At 42.0% G+C, this 19546-nt stretch carries 14 protein-coding genes and 1 pseudogene; 5 read left to right on the top strand and 10 right to left on the bottom strand.

Annotated features, from left to right (window positions below; genetic code table 11):
* Nucleotides 1-383: 383 nt before the first annotated feature.
* The gene (locus MSC25_RS08560) at nt 384-2738 is read left to right on the top strand and encodes a TonB-dependent receptor (RefSeq protein WP_248443175.1); all 2355 of its coding nucleotides are present in this window, start codon (nt 384-386) and stop codon (nt 2736-2738) included.
* Nucleotides 2739-3090: 352 nt separating this feature from the next.
* On the top strand, nt 3091-5505 hold the full coding sequence (locus MSC25_RS08565; RefSeq protein WP_248443176.1) for a TonB-dependent receptor: 2415 nt from the start codon (nt 3091-3093) through the stop codon (nt 5503-5505).
* 541 nt (nt 5506-6046) lie between these two features.
* Here MSC25_RS08565 and MSC25_RS08570 read toward each other — a convergent pair.
* Genes MSC25_RS08570 through MSC25_RS08585 form a run of 4 tightly spaced genes read right to left on the bottom strand, consistent with a single transcriptional unit; the run spans nt 6047 to nt 10597 of the window.
* Complete coding sequence (locus MSC25_RS08570) at nt 6047-6901, bottom strand: hypothetical protein (protein ID WP_096739884.1); 855 nt, start codon at nt 6899-6901, stop codon at nt 6047-6049.
* On the bottom strand, nt 6898-8001 hold the full coding sequence (locus tag MSC25_RS08575; RefSeq protein WP_248443177.1) for an ester cyclase: 1104 nt from the start codon (nt 7999-8001) through the stop codon (nt 6898-6900). Before MSC25_RS08575 ends, MSC25_RS08570 begins: the two co-directional genes overlap by 4 nt.
* A gap of 9 nt (nt 8002-8010) precedes the next feature.
* Nucleotides 8011-8976 carry an ester cyclase gene (locus MSC25_RS08580; protein WP_248443178.1) on the bottom strand — a complete coding sequence of 322 codons (966 nt, stop codon included), beginning with the start codon at nt 8974-8976 and terminating at the stop codon, nt 8011-8013.
* 10 nt (nt 8977-8986) lie between these two features.
* On the bottom strand, nt 8987-10597 hold the full coding sequence (locus MSC25_RS08585; protein ID WP_096041989.1) for a sodium/solute symporter: 1611 nt from the start codon (nt 10595-10597) through the stop codon (nt 8987-8989).
* A 238-nt stretch (nt 10598-10835) separates the two neighbouring features.
* On the opposite strand from MSC25_RS08585, the gene MSC25_RS08590 reads away from it, so the two are divergent.
* Nucleotides 10836-11849 (top strand): ester cyclase, encoded by a 1014-nt coding sequence (locus MSC25_RS08590; protein WP_055255210.1) that lies wholly within the window; start codon nt 10836-10838, stop codon nt 11847-11849.
* A 55-nt stretch (nt 11850-11904) separates the two neighbouring features.
* On the opposite strand, the gene MSC25_RS08595 is transcribed toward MSC25_RS08590, so the two are convergent.
* From MSC25_RS08595 to hisD, 5 genes are read right to left on the bottom strand one after another with little or no spacing between them, the layout of a single operon-like run.
* A complete protein-coding gene (locus MSC25_RS08595; RefSeq protein WP_248443179.1) occupies nt 11905-12927 on the bottom strand; it encodes an ester cyclase in 1023 nt (340 codons plus the stop codon).
* Nucleotides 12914-13693 carry an aldolase/citrate lyase family protein gene (locus MSC25_RS08600; protein WP_248443180.1) on the bottom strand — a complete coding sequence of 260 codons (780 nt, stop codon included), beginning with the start codon at nt 13691-13693 and terminating at the stop codon, nt 12914-12916. The genes MSC25_RS08595 and MSC25_RS08600 overlap by 14 nt, the downstream gene beginning before the upstream one ends.
* Nucleotides 13690-14391 carry an alpha/beta hydrolase gene (locus MSC25_RS08605; protein ID WP_248443181.1) on the bottom strand — a complete coding sequence of 234 codons (702 nt, stop codon included), beginning with the start codon at nt 14389-14391 and terminating at the stop codon, nt 13690-13692. Before MSC25_RS08605 ends, MSC25_RS08600 begins: the two co-directional genes overlap by 4 nt.
* Nucleotides 14392-14405: 14 nt before the next feature.
* On the bottom strand, nt 14406-15413 hold the full coding sequence (locus MSC25_RS08610) for a LacI family DNA-binding transcriptional regulator (protein ID WP_029772146.1): 1008 nt from the start codon (nt 15411-15413) through the stop codon (nt 14406-14408).
* On the bottom strand, nt 15414-16688 hold the full coding sequence (gene hisD / locus MSC25_RS08615; protein ID WP_248443183.1) for a histidinol dehydrogenase: 1275 nt from the start codon (nt 16686-16688) through the stop codon (nt 15414-15416). It lies immediately after the preceding gene.
* Between the two features lie 129 nt (nt 16689-16817).
* Between hisD and MSC25_RS08620 the strand changes: the two genes are divergently transcribed.
* Entirely contained in the window at nt 16818-17558 is a 741-nt protein-coding gene (locus MSC25_RS08620) for an SDR family oxidoreductase (protein ID WP_024033718.1), read from the top strand.
* Between the two features lie 18 nt (nt 17559-17576).
* On the top strand, nt 17577-18575 hold the full coding sequence (locus MSC25_RS08625; protein ID WP_248443184.1) for a cupin domain-containing protein: 999 nt from the start codon (nt 17577-17579) through the stop codon (nt 18573-18575).
* Nucleotides 18576-18595: 20 nt separating this feature from the next.
* On the opposite strand, the pseudogene MSC25_RS08630 reads toward MSC25_RS08625, so the two are convergent.
* Nucleotides 18596-19488, bottom strand: a pseudogene (locus tag MSC25_RS08630) (DMT family transporter).
* Nucleotides 19489-19546 lie beyond the last annotated feature (58 nt).

The following is a 19546-nucleotide window of genomic DNA, read 5'->3' on the forward strand; positions in this document are numbered from 1 at the left end:
TTTAAATGTGATTACCCCTCCTTGGACTTCGAAGTCCTTTAATCTGTATTTTCTCTACAATACTTCTTTCTTTGGTTGTTATTGTTAAATTAAACAGATCAAACCAGTGCTTTAAAGAATAAACTTGTAAAATAACTTTATAATTTTAAAGGGTTTATTTTTGTTTAAATACGCTGCTTCGTTTTTAGTGTTATGAACATGTAAAACTTTTACATAATCTTTATTGCATTCGAATGCAAAAAGCGATAGTTTTTATAAGTCGAAAAAATAGGCATTTAAATCGCGCTTTTAATCATTATAAATACTTAAAATTCGGTTGCGGGTTATTTAGCCCTTAAATGCTTAATAAAATAACTTATATCAACAGGTGGAGAATTAATCTCATGGCCGCACATATTTTACGTAAAACACTTATTTTTGCTGCAGTAAACACGGCGATATTGGGCTCGGCCTCGGTATACTCGCAAGAGGCAAAGTTAAACCCTAACAAAGAGTTGGAGGTTATTTCGGTTACCTCTACTAAGCGTGTTAAAAGTATTCAATCAGTGCCGTTGGCTGTGACCGCTGTATCTGCTAAAGATTTACTAGAAAATGGCGTTACTGATATCTTAAACCTTGATAGCTTAGCGCCAGGGTTAAAGTCGGGTGTGTCGGGCAGTGATGCTCGCCCTGCTATGCGCGGTGCTAGAACAGAGCAAGTAGAGGCTAACGATGTTGCCATCGCGTTTTATTCTAACGGTGTTTATCGTCCTCGTCACGGGCAGGCGCTTGCTGGGTTTGTTGATTTAGAGCGTGTTGAAGTATTACGCGGGCCACAAGGTACATTGTTTGGTCGTAACTCATTTGGTGGTGCGATTGATGTTATAGCTAAAAAACCAGAGCTAGATATTACCGAAGGCGGTATGGCCGTTACATTTGGTAATTATGGTCATTTACGTGGTGAGGGCTTTTTTAATGCAGCGCTTACTGATGACACTGCGGTGCGATTTACTGGCGTTCGAGAAATAAGAGATCCCTACGTTGAAAATACATTTAATGAAGATGCAGGCTTAAAAGATGCTGATATGTATTTTTTACGTGGCCAAGTTTTTACTGAAATTAACGACGATATAAATTTAAATGTAAAAGTAGAAACGTGGCAGGATGAATCAAATGGCGGCGGTGCTTTTGGCTACCATATTTTAGGCGTTCCTATAAATCCTGCAACGGGTAAAACAAGTTTGTCGGCACCATTAACTGAGCGAATTGGTCGTGACGATGTGTGTGGCAGTAATTGTGGCCGCTTTGGTGCAGGTTTAGATAACGCTGCAACACCAGGGCTTGATACCGCACAGGCGGTATCGTCAGACCCATTTACTCAGCAGTTTGACTATAAACCATCGCGTGATGTAAGTGATGTAAGCATTAGTGCAGAGCTTAACTGGTCATTAGAGTCAGTAGATTTGAAAGTGATTGCAGCCTCAATGGATTACGAAGAAACGCGCCTTACTGATGGTGATTTTTCGACTTATGCAACCACGGTTGATGGCAATGCGATTGAATCAAAAACAAACTCGTTAGAAGTGCAGGTTAGCTCAACGTATGAAAGCGACTTTGAATGGGTAGCGGGTATTTATTTGCTCTCAGAAGATTTAGACAACGCATTTTTAAATGGCAGCTATGGCGCTGTGGTTGATAATGTGCCAGATACAACGCAACCCCAAGAATTTCAGTACGCGTCGTGGTTAAATCAAATTCAGTTAGAAACAAGATCAGCTGCGGCCTACTTTCAAGGTAATTACACATTTAATGATGATACACGCGGTACAGCCGGCATTAGGTATACAAATGACAGCCGTGAGTGGGATATTTACGGCCAAAACCCAGATAACTTAAGCACGCTCGATTTTTCTGTACTTGAGGTTGATAACGCAGACGATGATTGGAGTAAAGTAACGTGGAAGCTAGGTCTTGAGCACGATTTAGCAAGTTCTCAACTGCTTTATGCTACAGTTTCTACGGGCTTTTTAGCGGGTAACGCACAGGGCGCTTTTAATGGCGAAGATAGCTACGATGAGCAAACAGTAACGGCTTACGAGCTTGGCTTTAAAAGCATGCTGCTTGATAATTCATTAAGATTTAACGCTTCTTTATATTACAACCAGTACGAGGACCTACTTTCTACTCGTTTTCAAAACGTGGGTGGTACGGCGGTGTCGTTTTTTGGTAACGCCGGGGAAATTGATGCTGCAGGTCTTGAGTTAGAAATTGATTGGCAGGCAAGTGATGCATTGCGCCTAGGGGCACGCGCCGCGTTTACAGACTCAACGTATGGCGACTTTGTTACGCCAAATGTATTTGAAGAGGGTGGAGAGACCATTAATGGCGTAGATAACTTACTGCAACTAGATGGTAATGACGTGCAGCTAAGCCCTAAATACAATATTACACTATTGGCCAGTTATGAGTTTGATTTAGGTGATAAAGGCCGCGTTGTGCCTGCTACCAGTATTCAATTATCGGATTCGTATACAACCAACGATTTGCCTTTTTCATTTGGTACTCAAGAAAGTTACCAAAAGTACGATGCTAGCCTTGCATGGTATTCGGCAGATAATGAGTGGTCTGTACGTGCGTATGTTCAAAACGCAGGAGATGAGCTTATACTACTTAGGACAGTCCGCTTTGGTGGTAATGTGGCTGCGGCCGATTATGCTAATCCTCGCACTTATGGTGTAAGGGTAGGCTATAACTTTTAGGCATTTTTCAATAATGTATTTTAAGGTTTAAGTAAAAGTGTAAGTTTGTGCATTTTGCTAAAATATAGCATTGAAATTTTAAATTAAACAATCGCTTACATAGAGCCAGTAATAAATTATTACTGGCTTTTTTTTGTGTTTCGAAATCACTTTGTTTTCATTTTAATATATTGTTTTATTTAGGTTAATTTCGGTAAGGTTATTATTCGAGCAAAAAGTTGTTGATCTTTTTGACTTCGAAGTCTATTTTAGAACCATGCATTTTCAATTGATACAACTTGTTTACTGTAATAATTGAAAATGTAGGTTTGGGGAGAACTAAATACGTTTTATACTGGGGAGAATAACTATAATGAAAGCTAAATTTACACGGACTCTCGTTCACTTTGCTGTAACCACCGCTATTGCAGCAACCACAATGAACGCATACGCTGCGCAAGAGCCAGAACAAGCACAAGCACAAGCACAAGCGCAAGAACAAACCGCAGAGCCCGCGATAGAGCGTATAGCGGTAACGGCAAACCGTCGCTCACAAGACCTACAGGAAGTATCATCATCAATAACAGCATTAGGGGAAGGGGACATTGCCCGTGCTGGTATTATTGATGTTACGGGTCTTGAACAAGTGGTACCAGGCTTACGTATGGGCTCTTCGGGTGGTGAAGTTAGACCCGCTATGCGTGGCGCTCGCACCAACGAAGTAGGTGTAGCAGGCACCGGTATTGCTGAGCAAATTGTAGGTATATTTCAAGATGGTATTTATGTGCCGACTACCTCATCGGGCTTAGGCGCGCTGGTGGATGTTCAACGCATTGAGGTATTACGCGGGCCGCAAGGTACGTTATATGGCCGAAACACGTTTGCGGGCAGTATTAATATTATTACTAATCAACCTGTTTTTGACGATTTACTGGGGAGTATAAAAGTTGAAACCGGCAGCTATAACCGCAGCGCTTACGAAGGAATTATAAATATTCCAGTAAGCGACACCGTGGCAACCCGTTTTGTAGTGGCCTCTGATCGTCACGATGGTTATATCAATAATCTAGTTGTTCCAGGCCCTTCAGATGACTTGCGCGAGAAAAACCAGTTTTATATGCGTAACGTTACTAAGTGGGAGCCAAACGAAAAGTTTAATGCCACAGTACGCTTTGATTACTCGCGTAAAGACTCAAACTCAGAAGCTATTTGGGGTTACCAACAAATAGCGGGCTACCAAATTGAAGAAACCTCGCCAGGGTCGGGTGTATTTAACACCTCGCCTACAATAACCGAGGGGCATATTTATCAGCCAAGTGATGCGCAGCACGAAGACCTTGGCCCGTATGATGTTTACCGCAATGGATTTTCACTTGATAAGCAAGAAAGCTTTTCGACCACATTAGCACTTGAATGGTATACCGACTTTGCTGATATTAAATGGACCACTAACTATTCAACGCTTAGTGGTAAGCAATATTACGATAACGACTACAGCGACGGTGGCATTGATTTTGTAGGTGGTTTTGGCCGTGAGGATGACCAAAAAACACTCTCATCTGAGTTGCAATTTTCATCTAACGATGAGGGTGATTTTTCGTGGATTGGTGGCCTTTACTACTTTGACCAAGAAGCAGATTGGAGCTGGTTATCGCATGCAGATACCACAGGCGATGGTGTATCAGACTCTGTTGTAGTGCCTTCGTGGGGGAACCCAGATTACGACCCGCATACGGCTAAATCTATTGCGGCGTATGGGCAATTACGCTACCAAGTAACAGAAGATTTGCGCGTGGTAGGTGGGTTGCGTGTAAACCAAGACGACAAAACATTTACCGGCGATACAATTCCTGATTGGGATGACTCTGCGCTACTTTATAAAGCGGCTGCCGAGTACGACATTAATAACGATATTATGGTTTATGCAAGTGTAGCGACAGGCTACAGAACCGGTGGCGCAAACGATTCGCGCGTTGTAGCTCGCGGTGCTGACCCACTTTACGATAACGAAGATGTTATCTCTTACGAAATGGGTATGAAAAGCTATTTGCTTGATGGCGCAATGCGTTTAAATCTTTCGGTATTTATGAACGAATACGAAGATGTAAAAGCACAGTTATTTGCAACCTCATGTAACGATACAACCACTGGCGATACTGTTTTAGAGTGTGTTGCCGCAGGTACTGCTACCACCTTTGAATACTACGAAAACGGCGGCGATGTAGAAACTGTGGGCCTAGAAGCTGATATTCAATGGGTGCCAATTGATAACCTAACACTAACCGGTACTTTATCTCTGCTTGATAGCGAATTTGCTGATGGCTATGCAGTAGGTAATGAGCAGCTTCGCCCATTATTAGCATTAGGTAACTTAGAAGGCCGCCAAGATATAAACGACAGCTCTAGTCAGTTTAGTTTTGAAGGCTGGAGCCCAGCTATGGCGCCTGAGTACAGTGTTGGTTTTTCAGCTCGTTATGAGTTTAGCTTAGGGGGGGATTCGTACTTAGTACCGTACATTCAACTAAATTACTTAGACGATTACTACGCGTTTGATACGAACATCCCAGAGGTGCAAGTAGATGCGCACTTAATGGCTGATGCACGTTTAACTTGGTATATTAACGACAGTGTGCAAGTAGAAGCGTACGTTAAAAACATTGGTGATAAAGCGATTTTAACTCGTGGTGTAGTGCACTCACAAATTGTTGATGGCTTACCTGCAAACTCAGTACAAGCTAACTGGAACAATCCGCGTACGTGGGGCGCAAGCTTAAAATATCAGTTTTAGAATTTCCTAAATGGCCGCTACGGTCATTACTTTCAGCCAGCTATTTATTAGCTGGCTTTTTTTATTTTAAGCTTGTTAGTTAGCTCCAGTTAGCTCCAGTTAGCTCCAGTTAGCTCCAGTTAGCTGCTATTTAACCTTACTATTGTATTTACCCAACCTTTACTGGCATTTATTGAGTGCGCTTTTATTGGCTTTAGATTGTAAGCTTAACCTTTCTTACCTGACCTTCATTTAAGTTTGCTAAATGCATACGTGTATTTAAGCCATAAGTGCGTAACTTACAATGGGGGGCTTGGCTGTGAGTTGCATACTCGGGCTTTAGTAAGGCGAGGCTGATACTTTATTTATTGCCTTTAACTATTTTAAAGCGTTATTTTTTTAATAAGTAATACCCACTCGCTTAATTAAGTGAGCTATTTTGAGTTATAAAAGCGAGTCATAAATAGGGTAAAAACTGCTTAAGTATGATTACAGGTTGCTAAAAGGCCATCTATAAAAAAAGCGCTCAGTGAGCGCTTGAAGGGAAGTGGAAAAGGTGACCTTATAATGCAAACTGCTGGTTAAGTGCCAGCGTGTCGAATTGCATTACTTCGTGGGTTATTTGATTATCGCTGATGCTAATAACGCTAATTATTTGCTGACGTACACGTACGTTTTTAGCATTAAAGCTGCCATCGAGAGTCCAGCATAGGGTGGCTTGGTTTTGCGTACTGTCATACTCAACGGTTTCTAGCTGGGCATAGCGTCTGCTTAGCGATTGCGTAAAATCTAAGTGGCAATCAAGCAGCGCGCTAATAGGTTGTGGCTGTGTGTTACCTGCAAGTACAGCCGTAGCGCTTGGAGTATAAAGGGTTTCAAACTGAGCCAGGTTGTTAGTTTGCCAAATTTGCCACCAGTTATCTAAAGTACGAGCAGTGTGAGAGGGCAGCTCGCAAATAGCGCTGGGGGTTGCATGAAAAGTAGTAGGGTGCAGCTGGTTATCTAAATCGCTAACAATAATCGGGTCACTTTTTGGTAGTTTAGGAATAACCGAGCTGTTATTTACCGTTGTATTTACATACTCGTTATTGGCTAGCGACAACGTATCAACCACACATTTTACTGACTTAATAAAAGTCCCGTTGTGTTTTATTACAAACGTTAAACGCACTGGATTTTTAAGCTTTTTAGGCTGTAAAACCAGCTGTAGGGTTTCACGTTCTGCGCCTACACTATGAGTGTGCGATACACACTCAGACACACCATATTGAGCTAAAAAGCTAAGCCACAAAGGCTGCGCCTGCAAAGCACCCATGGCGGTAAAGTGGTGCTGCTGCCAACGGCTACTGCGAAGCAACTTGCTGCTTAGACCTTCAATGTCGGCTTTAGTGTATAAATCGATAATAGCGTTGATCATGCATTTTCCTCCCACTGTGATTTGTTGACTAATGCATGTGCTTTAAATAAGTTTGCATAAAGTGCTACTTCATCAAAAACGGTGATCTCTTCGATGATTTTTTTGTTTTTAATACGCAAATGCGATGCGCCTAAAATAAAGTAAGGCTGCTGTTTAAGCTCACTTAGCTCGCTATTTTGCGGATTAAAGTGGCCTGCTAGCGACCAACGTATCGCTACATCAGTCGTGGTTTCGTCAAATGGGGTAATAGCTATATGATCAATCGTTAATTTGGCGTCGGGGCAGGTTGCAAAAAATTGTATAAATACGCCGTTAATTTGTGCAAGTCCGGTGGCCATTCTGCCGCTAGGCCATTGCTGTGTTGCCGTTAAACTGTAAAATTCGTGCACTTTAGCAAACTGTTTTTGATTAAATAGCGTGTCTAACCAAGTATGGGCAAATGCCGCTAGCTCACCCTCTACAATGGGCGTACTTGCTACGCGGTGATCTATGGCAATTACACGGTTAAATTCATCGTTTAGCCACTGTGTGTGTTTTTCTTTACTCGGAATGTTAGCCATGTGTTTGGCTACATTAATAATGTTTAAGCCAAGCTGCTTAACTAAAAAGCCGTTGTCGCGCACTAGCCACTCTTTAACTATTTTGTTTTCAAAGCATACGCAGTCGGCAATGGTTGTAACACGGCCTGTTTTATGTGTTGCTGGGCCAAACTCAGAGTTACCAGTGTTGGTCATTACACTGCTAATTAAATGTGATGAGTAATAGTGCTCGTTGGCTTCTTCTGAAAACACCACGTTTTCGCCAATTAGGCTCCTGTCGGGGAAGGCCGCAATAGTTTTTAGTGTGCCTTGAATAACATCTTCTATGTTTTCGCCATAGGCGCCAAGGGTAAAAACAGGGCATACATCGGCGTAATAGCGATAGCATAAGCCAATGTTCTTTTGCTCCCAAATACGGTGCGTTATGCGTAAAATGTAATCAACGATATCAACAAACTCGTCATCAAAACCGATTAAAGGCTGTTGTTTGTTACCTTGCGGGTTTAACACGCTCGATAACGGCAGCCAGTAAGGTTGGGTCATATTATCGTGTTTGTTCATGCTCACCTCTTAATTAGCTGCGGCTATTTTGCGTTGCATTTGCTCAAAAATATCAATGCCCATTCCATTTAATAAATGAGGGATATCAATAGCGACCCAGTTTTCTTTTAATATGCCGTTTTCGCAGCGCCAAAAGTCCATGACACGTGGGAACAGCTTATTGCCAGAAGGCGGTAAACCTAACCAGTCTTCACCGGTGTGGGTGCCATACATGTGAGGCCATCCGCCGGTAGCAACAAAGTTATCGTGACTTACTAAACACAGTGTTTTATTAATACCGCGATCAGGAAAGCCTTTTAAAAACGGCCCTTGATGGTGCTCTCTAAAGCCGCTAATTCCGCGGGTTGTACCAATGCCTGCTGGGCCATACCAAATAAAGTCTGGGTGCCAGTATTTTTCTAAATTAATGCTGTATAAGTCTTTACCGTCATAGCGGCCAAGCTCTGTGAGCATATCAACTACAAGTTGCTCGTTGGTTTTGCTAAGCGTTTCGTTTTTATCACCTGTTGGTACGCCATCAAGTGTGGTGGGGGGCATAACTAAACCTGGGTAACCTAAGCTTGGGCGTAATGGGTTTACGCCTACTTGGTTCATTACATCAATTAAATCTAAAAATGTGTAAACATTAGCCACTTGGTTGTTTTCTATTTGCGCCATTTCGCTGTAGCGAATAAACACACTTTTGCCGCTGGCAGGAATACCCAATAAAGGCTGTGTAAATGTGCCGGTAAAATACCCTGTTGCACACACCCATTGCTCACCTTTGTAGTCGCCCTGGATAGAGATAAACGGTTTGCGCTCTATGTCAGGTAACGAATGTTTAAGTACGCCAAAGTAGTCATTAATCACATTTTGCTTTGTGCTAATAGGCTCAAAAGGGTGGCTTACCTGCCATTGAACGGAGTCTGCAAGCAATGCTTGATTTGGCAATTCTGCAGCGCTGAAGTTTTCGAAAAGTTGTTCTAAAATATTCATTTATTTCACCTTACACAAAATATTCAAATAACATGAGAGAGGCAAAGCTCAGTACAAAAAAGCCAAGTAACCAGTAATTGATTGAGTCAAACTTACCCGGAATTAAGTACCAGCCGTTTTCTTTTTCTGGACGTTTTTGATCTTTAAATGCTTTTAACTGACCTTTAATGGTGTATTCGTTGTAATCCTCTTGATAGCCATCAAATGCAATACTTAACGCAATGCTAAATACAAGGCAGGTTATTGCCCCTATGGCGCAGTACCATGGCCATGCAATGTCGGTAAACAGTGCGCACACAGCAACGGTAATAAACGACACTAAGGTGCCTATTAATAAGCCTTTTTCGGTGGTGTGCTTAGAGAAAAACCCAAGGGCAAACATGCCAAGCTGAGCACCTACAAAGTACGAGCCTACTTTAGTGAGTATTTCTAAAATTGAGCCTTCGCTGTATAGGTGATACATAATGGCCGGAATAATAATGATCACCGCCCAACCTAGCGTAAATAAGCGAGTAACATTTAAATAGTGAGCGTCGTTTTTTTCAGGCGCAAAGTACTTTTTATAAAAATCGATAGTACTTATGGTTGAAAGTGAGTTAAGTGCTGAGTCGAGGCTCGACATAGACGCTGCCATTACCGCAGCGGCAATAATGCCCATTAACCCTGGTAAGCCATAATCAGCTGCAAACTGTAAAATAATTAAGTTGTCGTTTTCAAAAGTGCGCCCGCCGTAGTAGCTATAAAACAGCACGCCCATAAATATAAAGAACAAGTAAATAAAGAACGCGATAAAGCCCATTAGTAAGTAGGATTTTTTAGCATCGCCAATATTTTTAGCGGCAAGGGTGCGTTGCACCATCATTTGGTTAGTGCCATACACCGTAATGTGATACAGCGACATAGCCAGCACGCCAGACCACACGGTAGTTACTTGGGTAAAGTCGAGCGAAAAATTAAGTGGGTCTAATTTACCTTGGCTTTTTAGCTCGCTCAGTGTTGAGCTAAATGAACCATCCATAGAGGTAATAAGGGCATACATAATAATACCAGCCCCTATAAATAAGATGGCTGACTGAATTACATCGGTCCATATAACGGCGGTTATGCCACCTAGCATGGTATAAATAAGGGCGATTATGGTAACTAAAAATATCGCAGTTATAACATTTATATCAATAATAAAGGCCAACACTAAGGAGGTTGCATACAGCACTGCGGCTGAACCCATAGTTTGCGATATTAACCAAATAGTAGAGATAAGTAAGCGGGCCTTTTTACCAAAGCGGCGCTCTTGGTATTCGTAAATAGAGGCCACGCCCGCGTTGTAAAAAAACGGAAAAAACAAACACACCACCGCCACAATAACCAGTGGGTAGTTAAGGTGTATGGCAATAACCGAGAGCCCCTCTTTGTAAGACCACGCTGGCGCACCTAAAAAGGTGAGTGCACTTACATAAGTAGCAACAACCGATATACCAATAGCCCACCAAGGTGTTGTTTTTCGACCTATGTAAAAGTCGTTAGCACTACTGATCTTTTTACTAATTACAAACCCAAGTATTAGGTTGGCAATTATGTACCCGATGAGAATGCTCCAATTCAACAATCCAAAATCATTCATAATTAATCCTGTTAGATTAGGTTTTACGGGCTTGAGAGCCTATTTGTATTTTTTATTTTGAATCATCATGAATCACTTTGACTTCGAAGTCAATTCTCATTAGTATTATTTTAAAGCAATTTATAACTTACTATTCACAGGCTTTTAATTACTCTTTAAATGCAATACATTTTGTTAAAGTGTGTTTAACGGCGGTTTGAAGACATTAATTTGACTGCGCAAACAATGAGGAATAATCATGGCAGATATACTTAAAGATAAACAACTAGTTCGTCAATTTCATACTGCACTAGAAAAAGCACAAGGTAATGATTTACAAGCCGTATTTAATGAGTTTATGGCCAGTGAATACAGCTTTAAAGGGGTGCATCCGTTTAATGAGCTTGAGTGCGCTAATGATGTAATTGCCCAAGTTTGGCAGCCATTATTTAGCTCGTTTAGTGCGCTGCAGCGCCGTGAAGATATTTTTATTGCAGGGCAAAGCGAAGCCGACGGCGGCCAGTGGGTGATGAGCATGGGTCATTTTATGGGCTTATTTGATAAAGATTGGCTAGGTATTGCGCCAACCCATAAGCTTGCCACTTTGCGCTATGCCGAATTTAACTGTGTTAAAGACGGAAAAATAATTCAGACCGGTTTTTTTGTCGATATTATTGGCCTTATGATGCAAGTAGGTTTAAATCCGCTGCCGCTCTCAACCGGGCAATATTTTACGTATCCTGGGCCACGTACGCACGATGGTATTCGTTTAGGTAAAAGTAGCGATGAGCAAAGCGAAAAAACAATGGCTCTGGTAAATCAAATGATTGATAACCTAACCGCGCTTAATAAAAGTGGCGTTGATACGTGCCCGCCCGAAGTGCTTGGTAAAACCTGGGATGAAAACATGGTGTGGTATGGCCCAGCAGGCATTGGCGCAACTTACACAATTAAGCGTTATCAGCAGCAGCACATGTATCCGTTTAGAGAAGGGTTAACGGGTAAAGTATTTAACGGCCATATTTGCCGTTTTGCTGAAGATGAGTTTGCCTGCTTTTTTGGCTGGCCTAACTTAACTAACACGGCCATTGGGGGCTTTTTAGGCCTACCAGGTGCTAATACCCCAGCAGATATGCGCGTGGTGGATGTGTATCACCGCGAGGGCGATAAACTGGTAGAAAACTGGGTCATTATTGATATTCCTTATTGGTTAAAACAACAAGGTCTAGATATTTTAAAGCGCACGCAAAGTATTGCGAACCCTGGCGCATAGTCTATTTAAGTAATAAAAAAGCTCTGTTTAACAGAGCTTTTTTTGTTTATACGCCCTAGGGCGCAAAGTTTAAATAGCGCGCTTTGGTAAGCTCTTTCATGCGTGCGAATACATCTACCCCAATTTGATGGTAGACATCAAGAATATCTATTAATACCCAGTTTTCGCGAATTAAGTTATTCTCGGCGCGCCAAAAGTCGAGACTACGCATGGTTATTTGCTGATTTGCGGGCGCAATACCTAACCAACCATCATTACTAATAGTCATGCTCATACCCGGCCATGCGGTAAAGCCAACATAGTTTTCATCGGCAAATAAATAGCCTTTACTTGCATCACCTACTCGGTTTGGGAGGGCATTTAAAAACGGAATTTGATGCCAGTTTCTAAACCCTTTTATACCTCGTGCAGTGCCTATGGTACTTGGCCCATACCAGCTACAGTGCGGGTGCCAAAATTGCTCAAGCTTCATGGCCTCTATACCGCCTTTGGCATAAAAACCAAGGTGCTCACACATGTCGCCCACAAGTTTTAAGCTTTGTGCTGCGTGCTCTTCATTGTATTCGTTTGTGATTAATCCATCTTGCGTTGCAGGGCCTGGTACATGCCACTCTTTACCTAAGCTCACCGAAAGCGGCCATACTTTAGCTTGCATCATTACTTCGGGAATATCCCAAATAGCTTGTACTTCTACCACTTTGTTATTTTTAATGCGGTAAAATTCATGAAAACGCATGCTAACTTGGTGCCCAGTAGGGGGGATATCAAGCCATGGCTTTTCAAACGAACCGGTATAATAACCGCAACAACCTACCCAGTCTGAGTCGTTAATTGAGCTACCTGCCATAACGATTGTATCGCGGCGCTCTAAGCCTACAAATGCCTCGCTAAGTGGTAAATAAACTTGCTCAATAAGTGCATTAGGGTTGGCAAGTGTTTCAAACGGGTAACACAGCTGAATGAGCGCGTCATCGCTAAATACGGTATTAATTTGTGTATGCAAGGCGTTTATATCAAAGTTATACAGAGCCTGTCTAAAGTCGTGTATTAACGCTTTATTTTTATTATGAATGTTCATTGTTTTGGGCTCCTGTTGCTGTTTCAAATTGGTCTCGCAATTGCTTAGCGCCACTTAATAAAAAGCTGTGATCTGAGCCTAATAAATAAAAGCTCACGCCTAATGATTGCCAATGGCTCAGCTCGCTCAAATTACCTACAAACATGCCACAGCATTTATTATATTTAGCCGCTGCCTTGGCTATTTTAGTAACTGCCTCAAGTACAATAGGGGCACTTGGGTTGGTTTCGCCAAGGGAAATAGTTAAATCCATACGGCCTATAAAAATGCAGTCTATTTCATCTATTTGGCACAGTTGCTCGATATTATCCAGTGCATCGGCATCTTCTATTTGCGCAATAATACAGGTTGATGACTTATTGCTTGCTAGGTTATCGGTTAGGGCATGGGTTGTGTAACCAGCAAAGCGGCTTGAACCGGCATAGCCTCGGCCGTTATTACCATAAAAGCAGTTTTTAATAATTGCTTTTGCTTGTTCGGGGGTTTTTATATGCGGCAGCACAAGGCCATCTGCGCCTATATCTAAGCTACTTAATAAAGTGGCGTGGTCTGTATTACTAACACGTATAAGCGTGGGCATATTTTTAGTACGTGCTGCCATTATGCAGCTATCTAAATCGCCTCTATCAAAGGGCGCATGCTCTGCATCAAGGCACAGAACATCAAGGTTAGTGTGAGCCAATACTTCTGTATTATGATAATGCGTGCTTTTAATAAAAGTACCTAGCAGTAGCTGTTTTGCATTTAACTTTTGCTTTAAATTCATGATAAAGACTCCAACCAGTCTAATAAAATTGCGTTTACCGTATTACTTCGTTCAAGCGGGGCAAAGTGAGCGCAATGACCAAGCAGTACAAGGTCACTATTAGGCGCTGCTTCATGCATACTTTGCTGAACACTTGCCGGGCATAATGGGTCATGCTCGCCCCCAATAATGAGTAGTTTTTTTGTACTTTGCTTTATTACGCTTAACGTATCTTCGCGGGTGGCAAGTGCACTCAGCTGGGCGCTAAAGGCGTTAATACCAAGATCGTCTGCCATGCTAAGTACGGTCTCTTCATGGGCTTTACTTGGTTGGTAAAAGTAGTGCGGCAAAAAGTCACGTTTAAGCAGGGCTTCTAAACTGGTGCTTTTGGCGTGTTCAATTTGTTTGAGTCTAATTGCAGGACGCTCAGGTTTATCGGCTAAATAATTGCTCGACATTAAACACAAGGAGGTAACTAGCTCAGGGTTTGATTTTAACAGGGCAAGCGCAACAATTCCGCCCATGGAAAAACCTATAAATGGGCCCGGCTCTTGTGCAACTTTTTTGCAAAGTTCTACCATTTGCAAAATGCTAGATTGCTCGGTGAAGGGTATTACACACGGTGTATAACCTGCATTTTGCAGTGCGTTAATTTGCGCTGCAAACATGCGGTCATTACACAGTGTACCAGGTAAAATATAAACAGGATTTTTGGCCACAAAAATTCCTTAATTTAACGTTTTTTAATAGAGTTCCCTTCAATTAATGAACCAGTAAATACCCGAACTTCTGCAGCCGCTTGAGGGTTTTCAATGCGCTCCATTAAAATATCAACAGCGGCTTTAGTAAGCTGTTTCATTGGCTGTTGTACTGTGGTTATTTGATAGTTGTACCACGAGGAGGCATTAATACCATCAAATCCTACAACCGACATGTCGTCGGGCACTTTAATGCAAAAGTTTTCTTTTAGTTCATCAATTACGCCAATTGCCATAGCGTCATTACTGCATATTATGGCATCGGGCTTGGGGTGTTTTTTTAACCATTTTTTAAGTGCGTCGCGTGCCGATTTATACCCATAATCACCATAAATAACCGGCGTGTCTTTAACGCCTAGGGTTTGTAAATAATTTTCGGCTATTTCTCTGCGCTCGTTTGCAACATCTGAGTCGGTAGGGCCGGAGATAATTAAATACGATTTATGGTTAGCTTCGTGTAATAAATCAATTAACTGTTTAATGCCTTTGTCGTGATTACAGCAAACGGTGTTTGCATTCGACTCAGGCACATGGCGGTTATAAAGCACAATAGGCGTACTGTGTTTAGCAAATAAGTTTAAGCTTTTACTATCAAAGTGAGCAGCTAGGGCAATTACACCATCAACCTGAAAGGTCCATATATTTTCGAGTAATTCATCTAGCTCTTCTGCGTTATCAAGTGTAAAGAGCAGCACACGTTTATTGTGCAGTGCCAGCTCTCTGTTTAGCTCAGAAAGCACCTCTGGGTAATTCAGGTTTGCTTGCGATGATAATATAACCGCAACCATACCCGATTGTTTGGTGATCAACATACGGGCAATAGCATTCGGGCGATAGCCCATTTCATTGGCCGTTGCGATTACTTTTTCACGGGTTTTTTTAGACACACTAAAACCAGGTCTAAAAACACGTGATACCGCCGATTGCGATACGCCCGCTACACGGGCAACATCGTATGAGGTGACTCTTTTTTGCTTCAAGATTTACTTCCTATATCGTCTTACACGAATGTCTGCTTGTTCTTTGTGGCCTGCGAACCCTTCTGCAGCACATAATCGTGAACAATACTCACCAACAACCACCGAGGCTTGCTCTGTTACTTGCTGAAAAGTACATGTTTTTATGAATTTACCTACCCATAGTCCGCCAGTATAGCGCGCAGCTTTACCTGTGGGTAGTGTATGATTTGTACCAATACATTTATCACCATACGAAACATTAGTTTGCGGACCTAAAAATAAAGCGCCAAAGTTTTGCATGTTCTCTTTAAAGTAATCGGTATTGCTGGTCATCACTTGCACGTGTTCAAACGCTAAGTCGTTAGCAACTTGCAGCATTTCTTCGTAGGTGTCACATACAATTACTTCACCGTGATCTTCCCATGCTACGCCTGCAATATCGGCGGTGGGTAAAATAGTAAGCTGCCTTTGCACCTCAGCGATTGTATCTTTAGCTAGTTGCTCTGAGTTGGTGAGTAAAATAGCCGGTGAAGTCGGGCCGTGCTCTGCTTGGCCGAGTAAATCTGCCGCACATAGCTCGCCATCTACACTGTCATCGGCAATAACGAGGGTTTCGGTAGGCCCGGCAAATAAATCAATACCAACACGGCCAAATAGCTGACGCTTTGCTTCGGCTACAAACGCGTTACCTGGTCCAACTATCATATCTACCGGCGCAATAGTTTGTGTACCAATTGACATTGCAGCTACTGCTTGCACGCCGCCTAAACAATAAATTTCATCAGCACCGGCCATATCCATCGCGACTACAATTTCAGGTGATGGCTTGCCATTAAACGGCGGAGCCATGGCTATAACGCGTTTAACACCCGCTACTTTAGCGGTTAATACGCTCATGTGCGCAGAGGCTAATAGCGGGTATTTACCACCTGGCACATAACAGCCTACGCTATCCATAGCGATATGTTTATGACCAAGGGTTACGCCCGGAAGAGTTTCTACCTCTACGTCTTTCATTGAGTCACGTTGTATTTGTGCAAAATTACGTACTTGGCTTTGCGCCCACTTAATATCGTTAATTAATTGCTCATCAAGTTGTGTATAGCAGGCTTTAATTTCGTCTTCTGAAAGTTTGAAAGACTCCGGAGTCCAGTTGTCGAACTTTTCAGAGTACTCACGAATGGCTGCGTCACCTTCGGTTTCAACATGCGCTAAAATATTCTCTACAATATCTCTTACTGATTGATTTTGTTTTTGTTTTGAGTCAATTGGTTGACCCTTTTTTAAATGCTTTATCATTGCTAGTGTCCTTAGTGAGTCGTTGTTATATACACATTTGATGAGACGTATTGGTTAAATAATGTCTTGCATCTAACTGCACTCTAATTAATAATGACTTCGAATGCAATATAGAATTTAGGTGAACAAATGGGATTTGATAAAACGCTTTTAGTGGGTAAAACCATTTTAGTTACAGGTGCAGGCAAAGGTATTGGTAAAGCATGCGTAGAAAAATGCGTAGATGCAGGGGCTCAAGTTATTGCAGTAGCACGTACCCTCAGTGATTTACAAACATTACAGAAATACGCGCCTGAGCAAATAGAAATTTGGCCGCTAGATATAAATAGCGATGCTTTTTTTGAGCGTTTAAAGGCGCTAAAAACACTTGATGGGCTGTTAAATAACGCTGGTATAAATCGGGTTGCGCCAATGCTTGAGCAAACAGATGAAAATATTGATGACGTAATTGCGATGAATATTCGCAGCGTTTACAAAATTAGCCAAGCGGCACTGCCAGCGCTAATAAATTCTGGCGCTGGGGCGGTGGTTAATATGTCGTCGCAAATGGGGTTTGTAGGTTCACCTAAACGTACTTTGTATTGCATGAGCAAACATGCGGTAGAGGGGTTGAGCAAAGCAATGGCGGTTGAACTTGCCGATAAAAATGTGCGCGTGAACACCGTGGCCCCCACCTTTGTAGAAACCCCAATGACTAAACCCATGCTAGAAGATGCGACGTTTAAGCAGTTTGTTTACGACATGATCCCACTGAAAAAAATTGCCCAAACCGATGATATTGCCAATGCGTGTGTGTTTTTACTAAGCGGCCTTTCAGCAATGATCACCGGTACAAGTATTAAAATTGATGGCGGTTGGACCGCACAGTAACCAATTTAGGAGAGAGTAATGAGTGTATTTGCAGATAGGTTAGTACGATACGATGATTTAATTGCGTGTAAAAATGCCTTTATTGATACGCGCTCGCCGGGAAGCGATCAAAAAGAAAACTTTACAATTATTGGCCCAGGCGTTGCCGAAAACCCAAATCAACATGTGCATATTTCTATTCCTCATGGGTTTAATATTGGTGGTGCGCGCCAACCTGCAGGGTGTTTAAATTCGCAGCATAGCCATTTAACTGAAGAAATTTTTGTAGTACACAGTGGTACGTGGGCTTTTTACACTGGTGTTGACGGTAAAGATGCCAAAGTAATTTTAAATGAAGGCGATATTATTTCGATCCCAATGGATATATTTAGAGGGTTTGAAAATGTTGGCGACGGCGTAGGCTATTTATATGCGGTACTTGGAAGTGATAACCCTGGTAGAGTACTTTGGGCTCCGCAAGTATTTGACATGGCAAAAGAATACGGACTAATTTTGCTAGAAAATGGCAGCTTAGTAGATACCACGTTAAATGAAACCATTCCCGATGGTGTAAAGCCAATGGCCGTGACCAGCCAAGAGCAAATAGCGCAGCACAGAGTAATAACCGATGAAGAGCTGTCACAAACAGTGGTTAAAGCCAGCAACTTTAACTGGAATAAACGCTCGTACCTTAGCCAGTTTGATGGCGTATATGAAGCGCCATTAGTCGGTAATTTAAACGCCAAAACATGTATTCAAACACAGCTAAATTGGCCTCATGGCTTTAATATTTCTGCGTTAAAGTTACAACCTGATGCACAGGTTGCGCCTCATATTCGCTTTGAAGAAGAGGTTATATTTGTTCATCAAGGAAGCGTAACAATAGACTTAGGTGATGAAGTATTAACGCTTAACCAAGGTGATACTTTTTCAGTGCCTATTGAGCACGTAAGAGCCTATAGCAATAATAGCCAAACCGACTGTGTGTTTTATATAACGCGCCGCCACGACGCGCCAAAAGACCCACAATTTATTTAAACTATAATGCTATATAAAATTTAAGGCACTTTGCTTGTTTTAGCTAAGTGCTTTTTTCGTGGAAAAAATCAGTAACCAGCATAGTACCCACAATAACAAATAATGCGCCGAGTAACGTATTTGGTCCTATTTGCTCATCTAAAATTAAATGCCCCCAAAAAATGCCAAATAGCGGAATTAAGAACGTGACCGTTAAAGCTGAGGTTGGGCCTATATCGTCAATAAGTTTAAAAAATAAAATATAAGCAAGTGCGGTACACACCACGCCAAGTGCTAATACGCCAAGCATAACGTTGGTACTAGGTACTTCGCGCATTGGCATAAAAAGTATAAGGGGCAGTACTATAAAACTGGCTGCCCACATAGAGCCGTGTGCGTTATCTAATGGGGCAAGCTTAGGGGCATTTTTTGTATAATGGGATGCAATGGCATAACACAGGGAGGCGCTTAGCGCTGCTGCAATAGCAATAAGTGACTGACTATTTAATACAAAATGATTTTGCCCAACTAAAATGGCCACGCCTATTAAACCCAACAGCAAACCTAACACCATGCTTTTAGTCGGTTTGGTTTTGCTCCAAATTATGCCCACCACCGCGCCCCATATGGGCGTTGTAGAATTTAAAATAGATAAAGTAGAGGCGCTAATCGTTTGCGCGGCATAAGCAAACAGTAAAAAGGGTAGGGCGGAGTTAAGTGCGCCAATTATAAAAAAGTGCTTTGTGTGCGCAGTAAACGCCAAGCGGCGTTTTAAGTACAGCGCCACAATAAAGAGGGTGAGTGCGGCAAAGCCAACTCTAAACTCTATTAACACCGCTGGGCCTAAGCTGTTTGCTGCCATTCGCATAAATAAAAATGACGCGCCCCAAATTGCAGCCAGAAAAAATAACCGAAGTAAACTTGCTAAGCTCATGATAGTATTTTAATTATACAAATTAATTTACAGAGTAACAGGCTTTGCATTAACTGTA

This window comes from Pseudoalteromonas sp. 1CM17D, from assembly GCF_023161805.1.
In the GTDB taxonomy this organism is placed as follows: Bacteria; Pseudomonadota; Gammaproteobacteria; order Enterobacterales; family Alteromonadaceae; genus Pseudoalteromonas; species Pseudoalteromonas atlantica.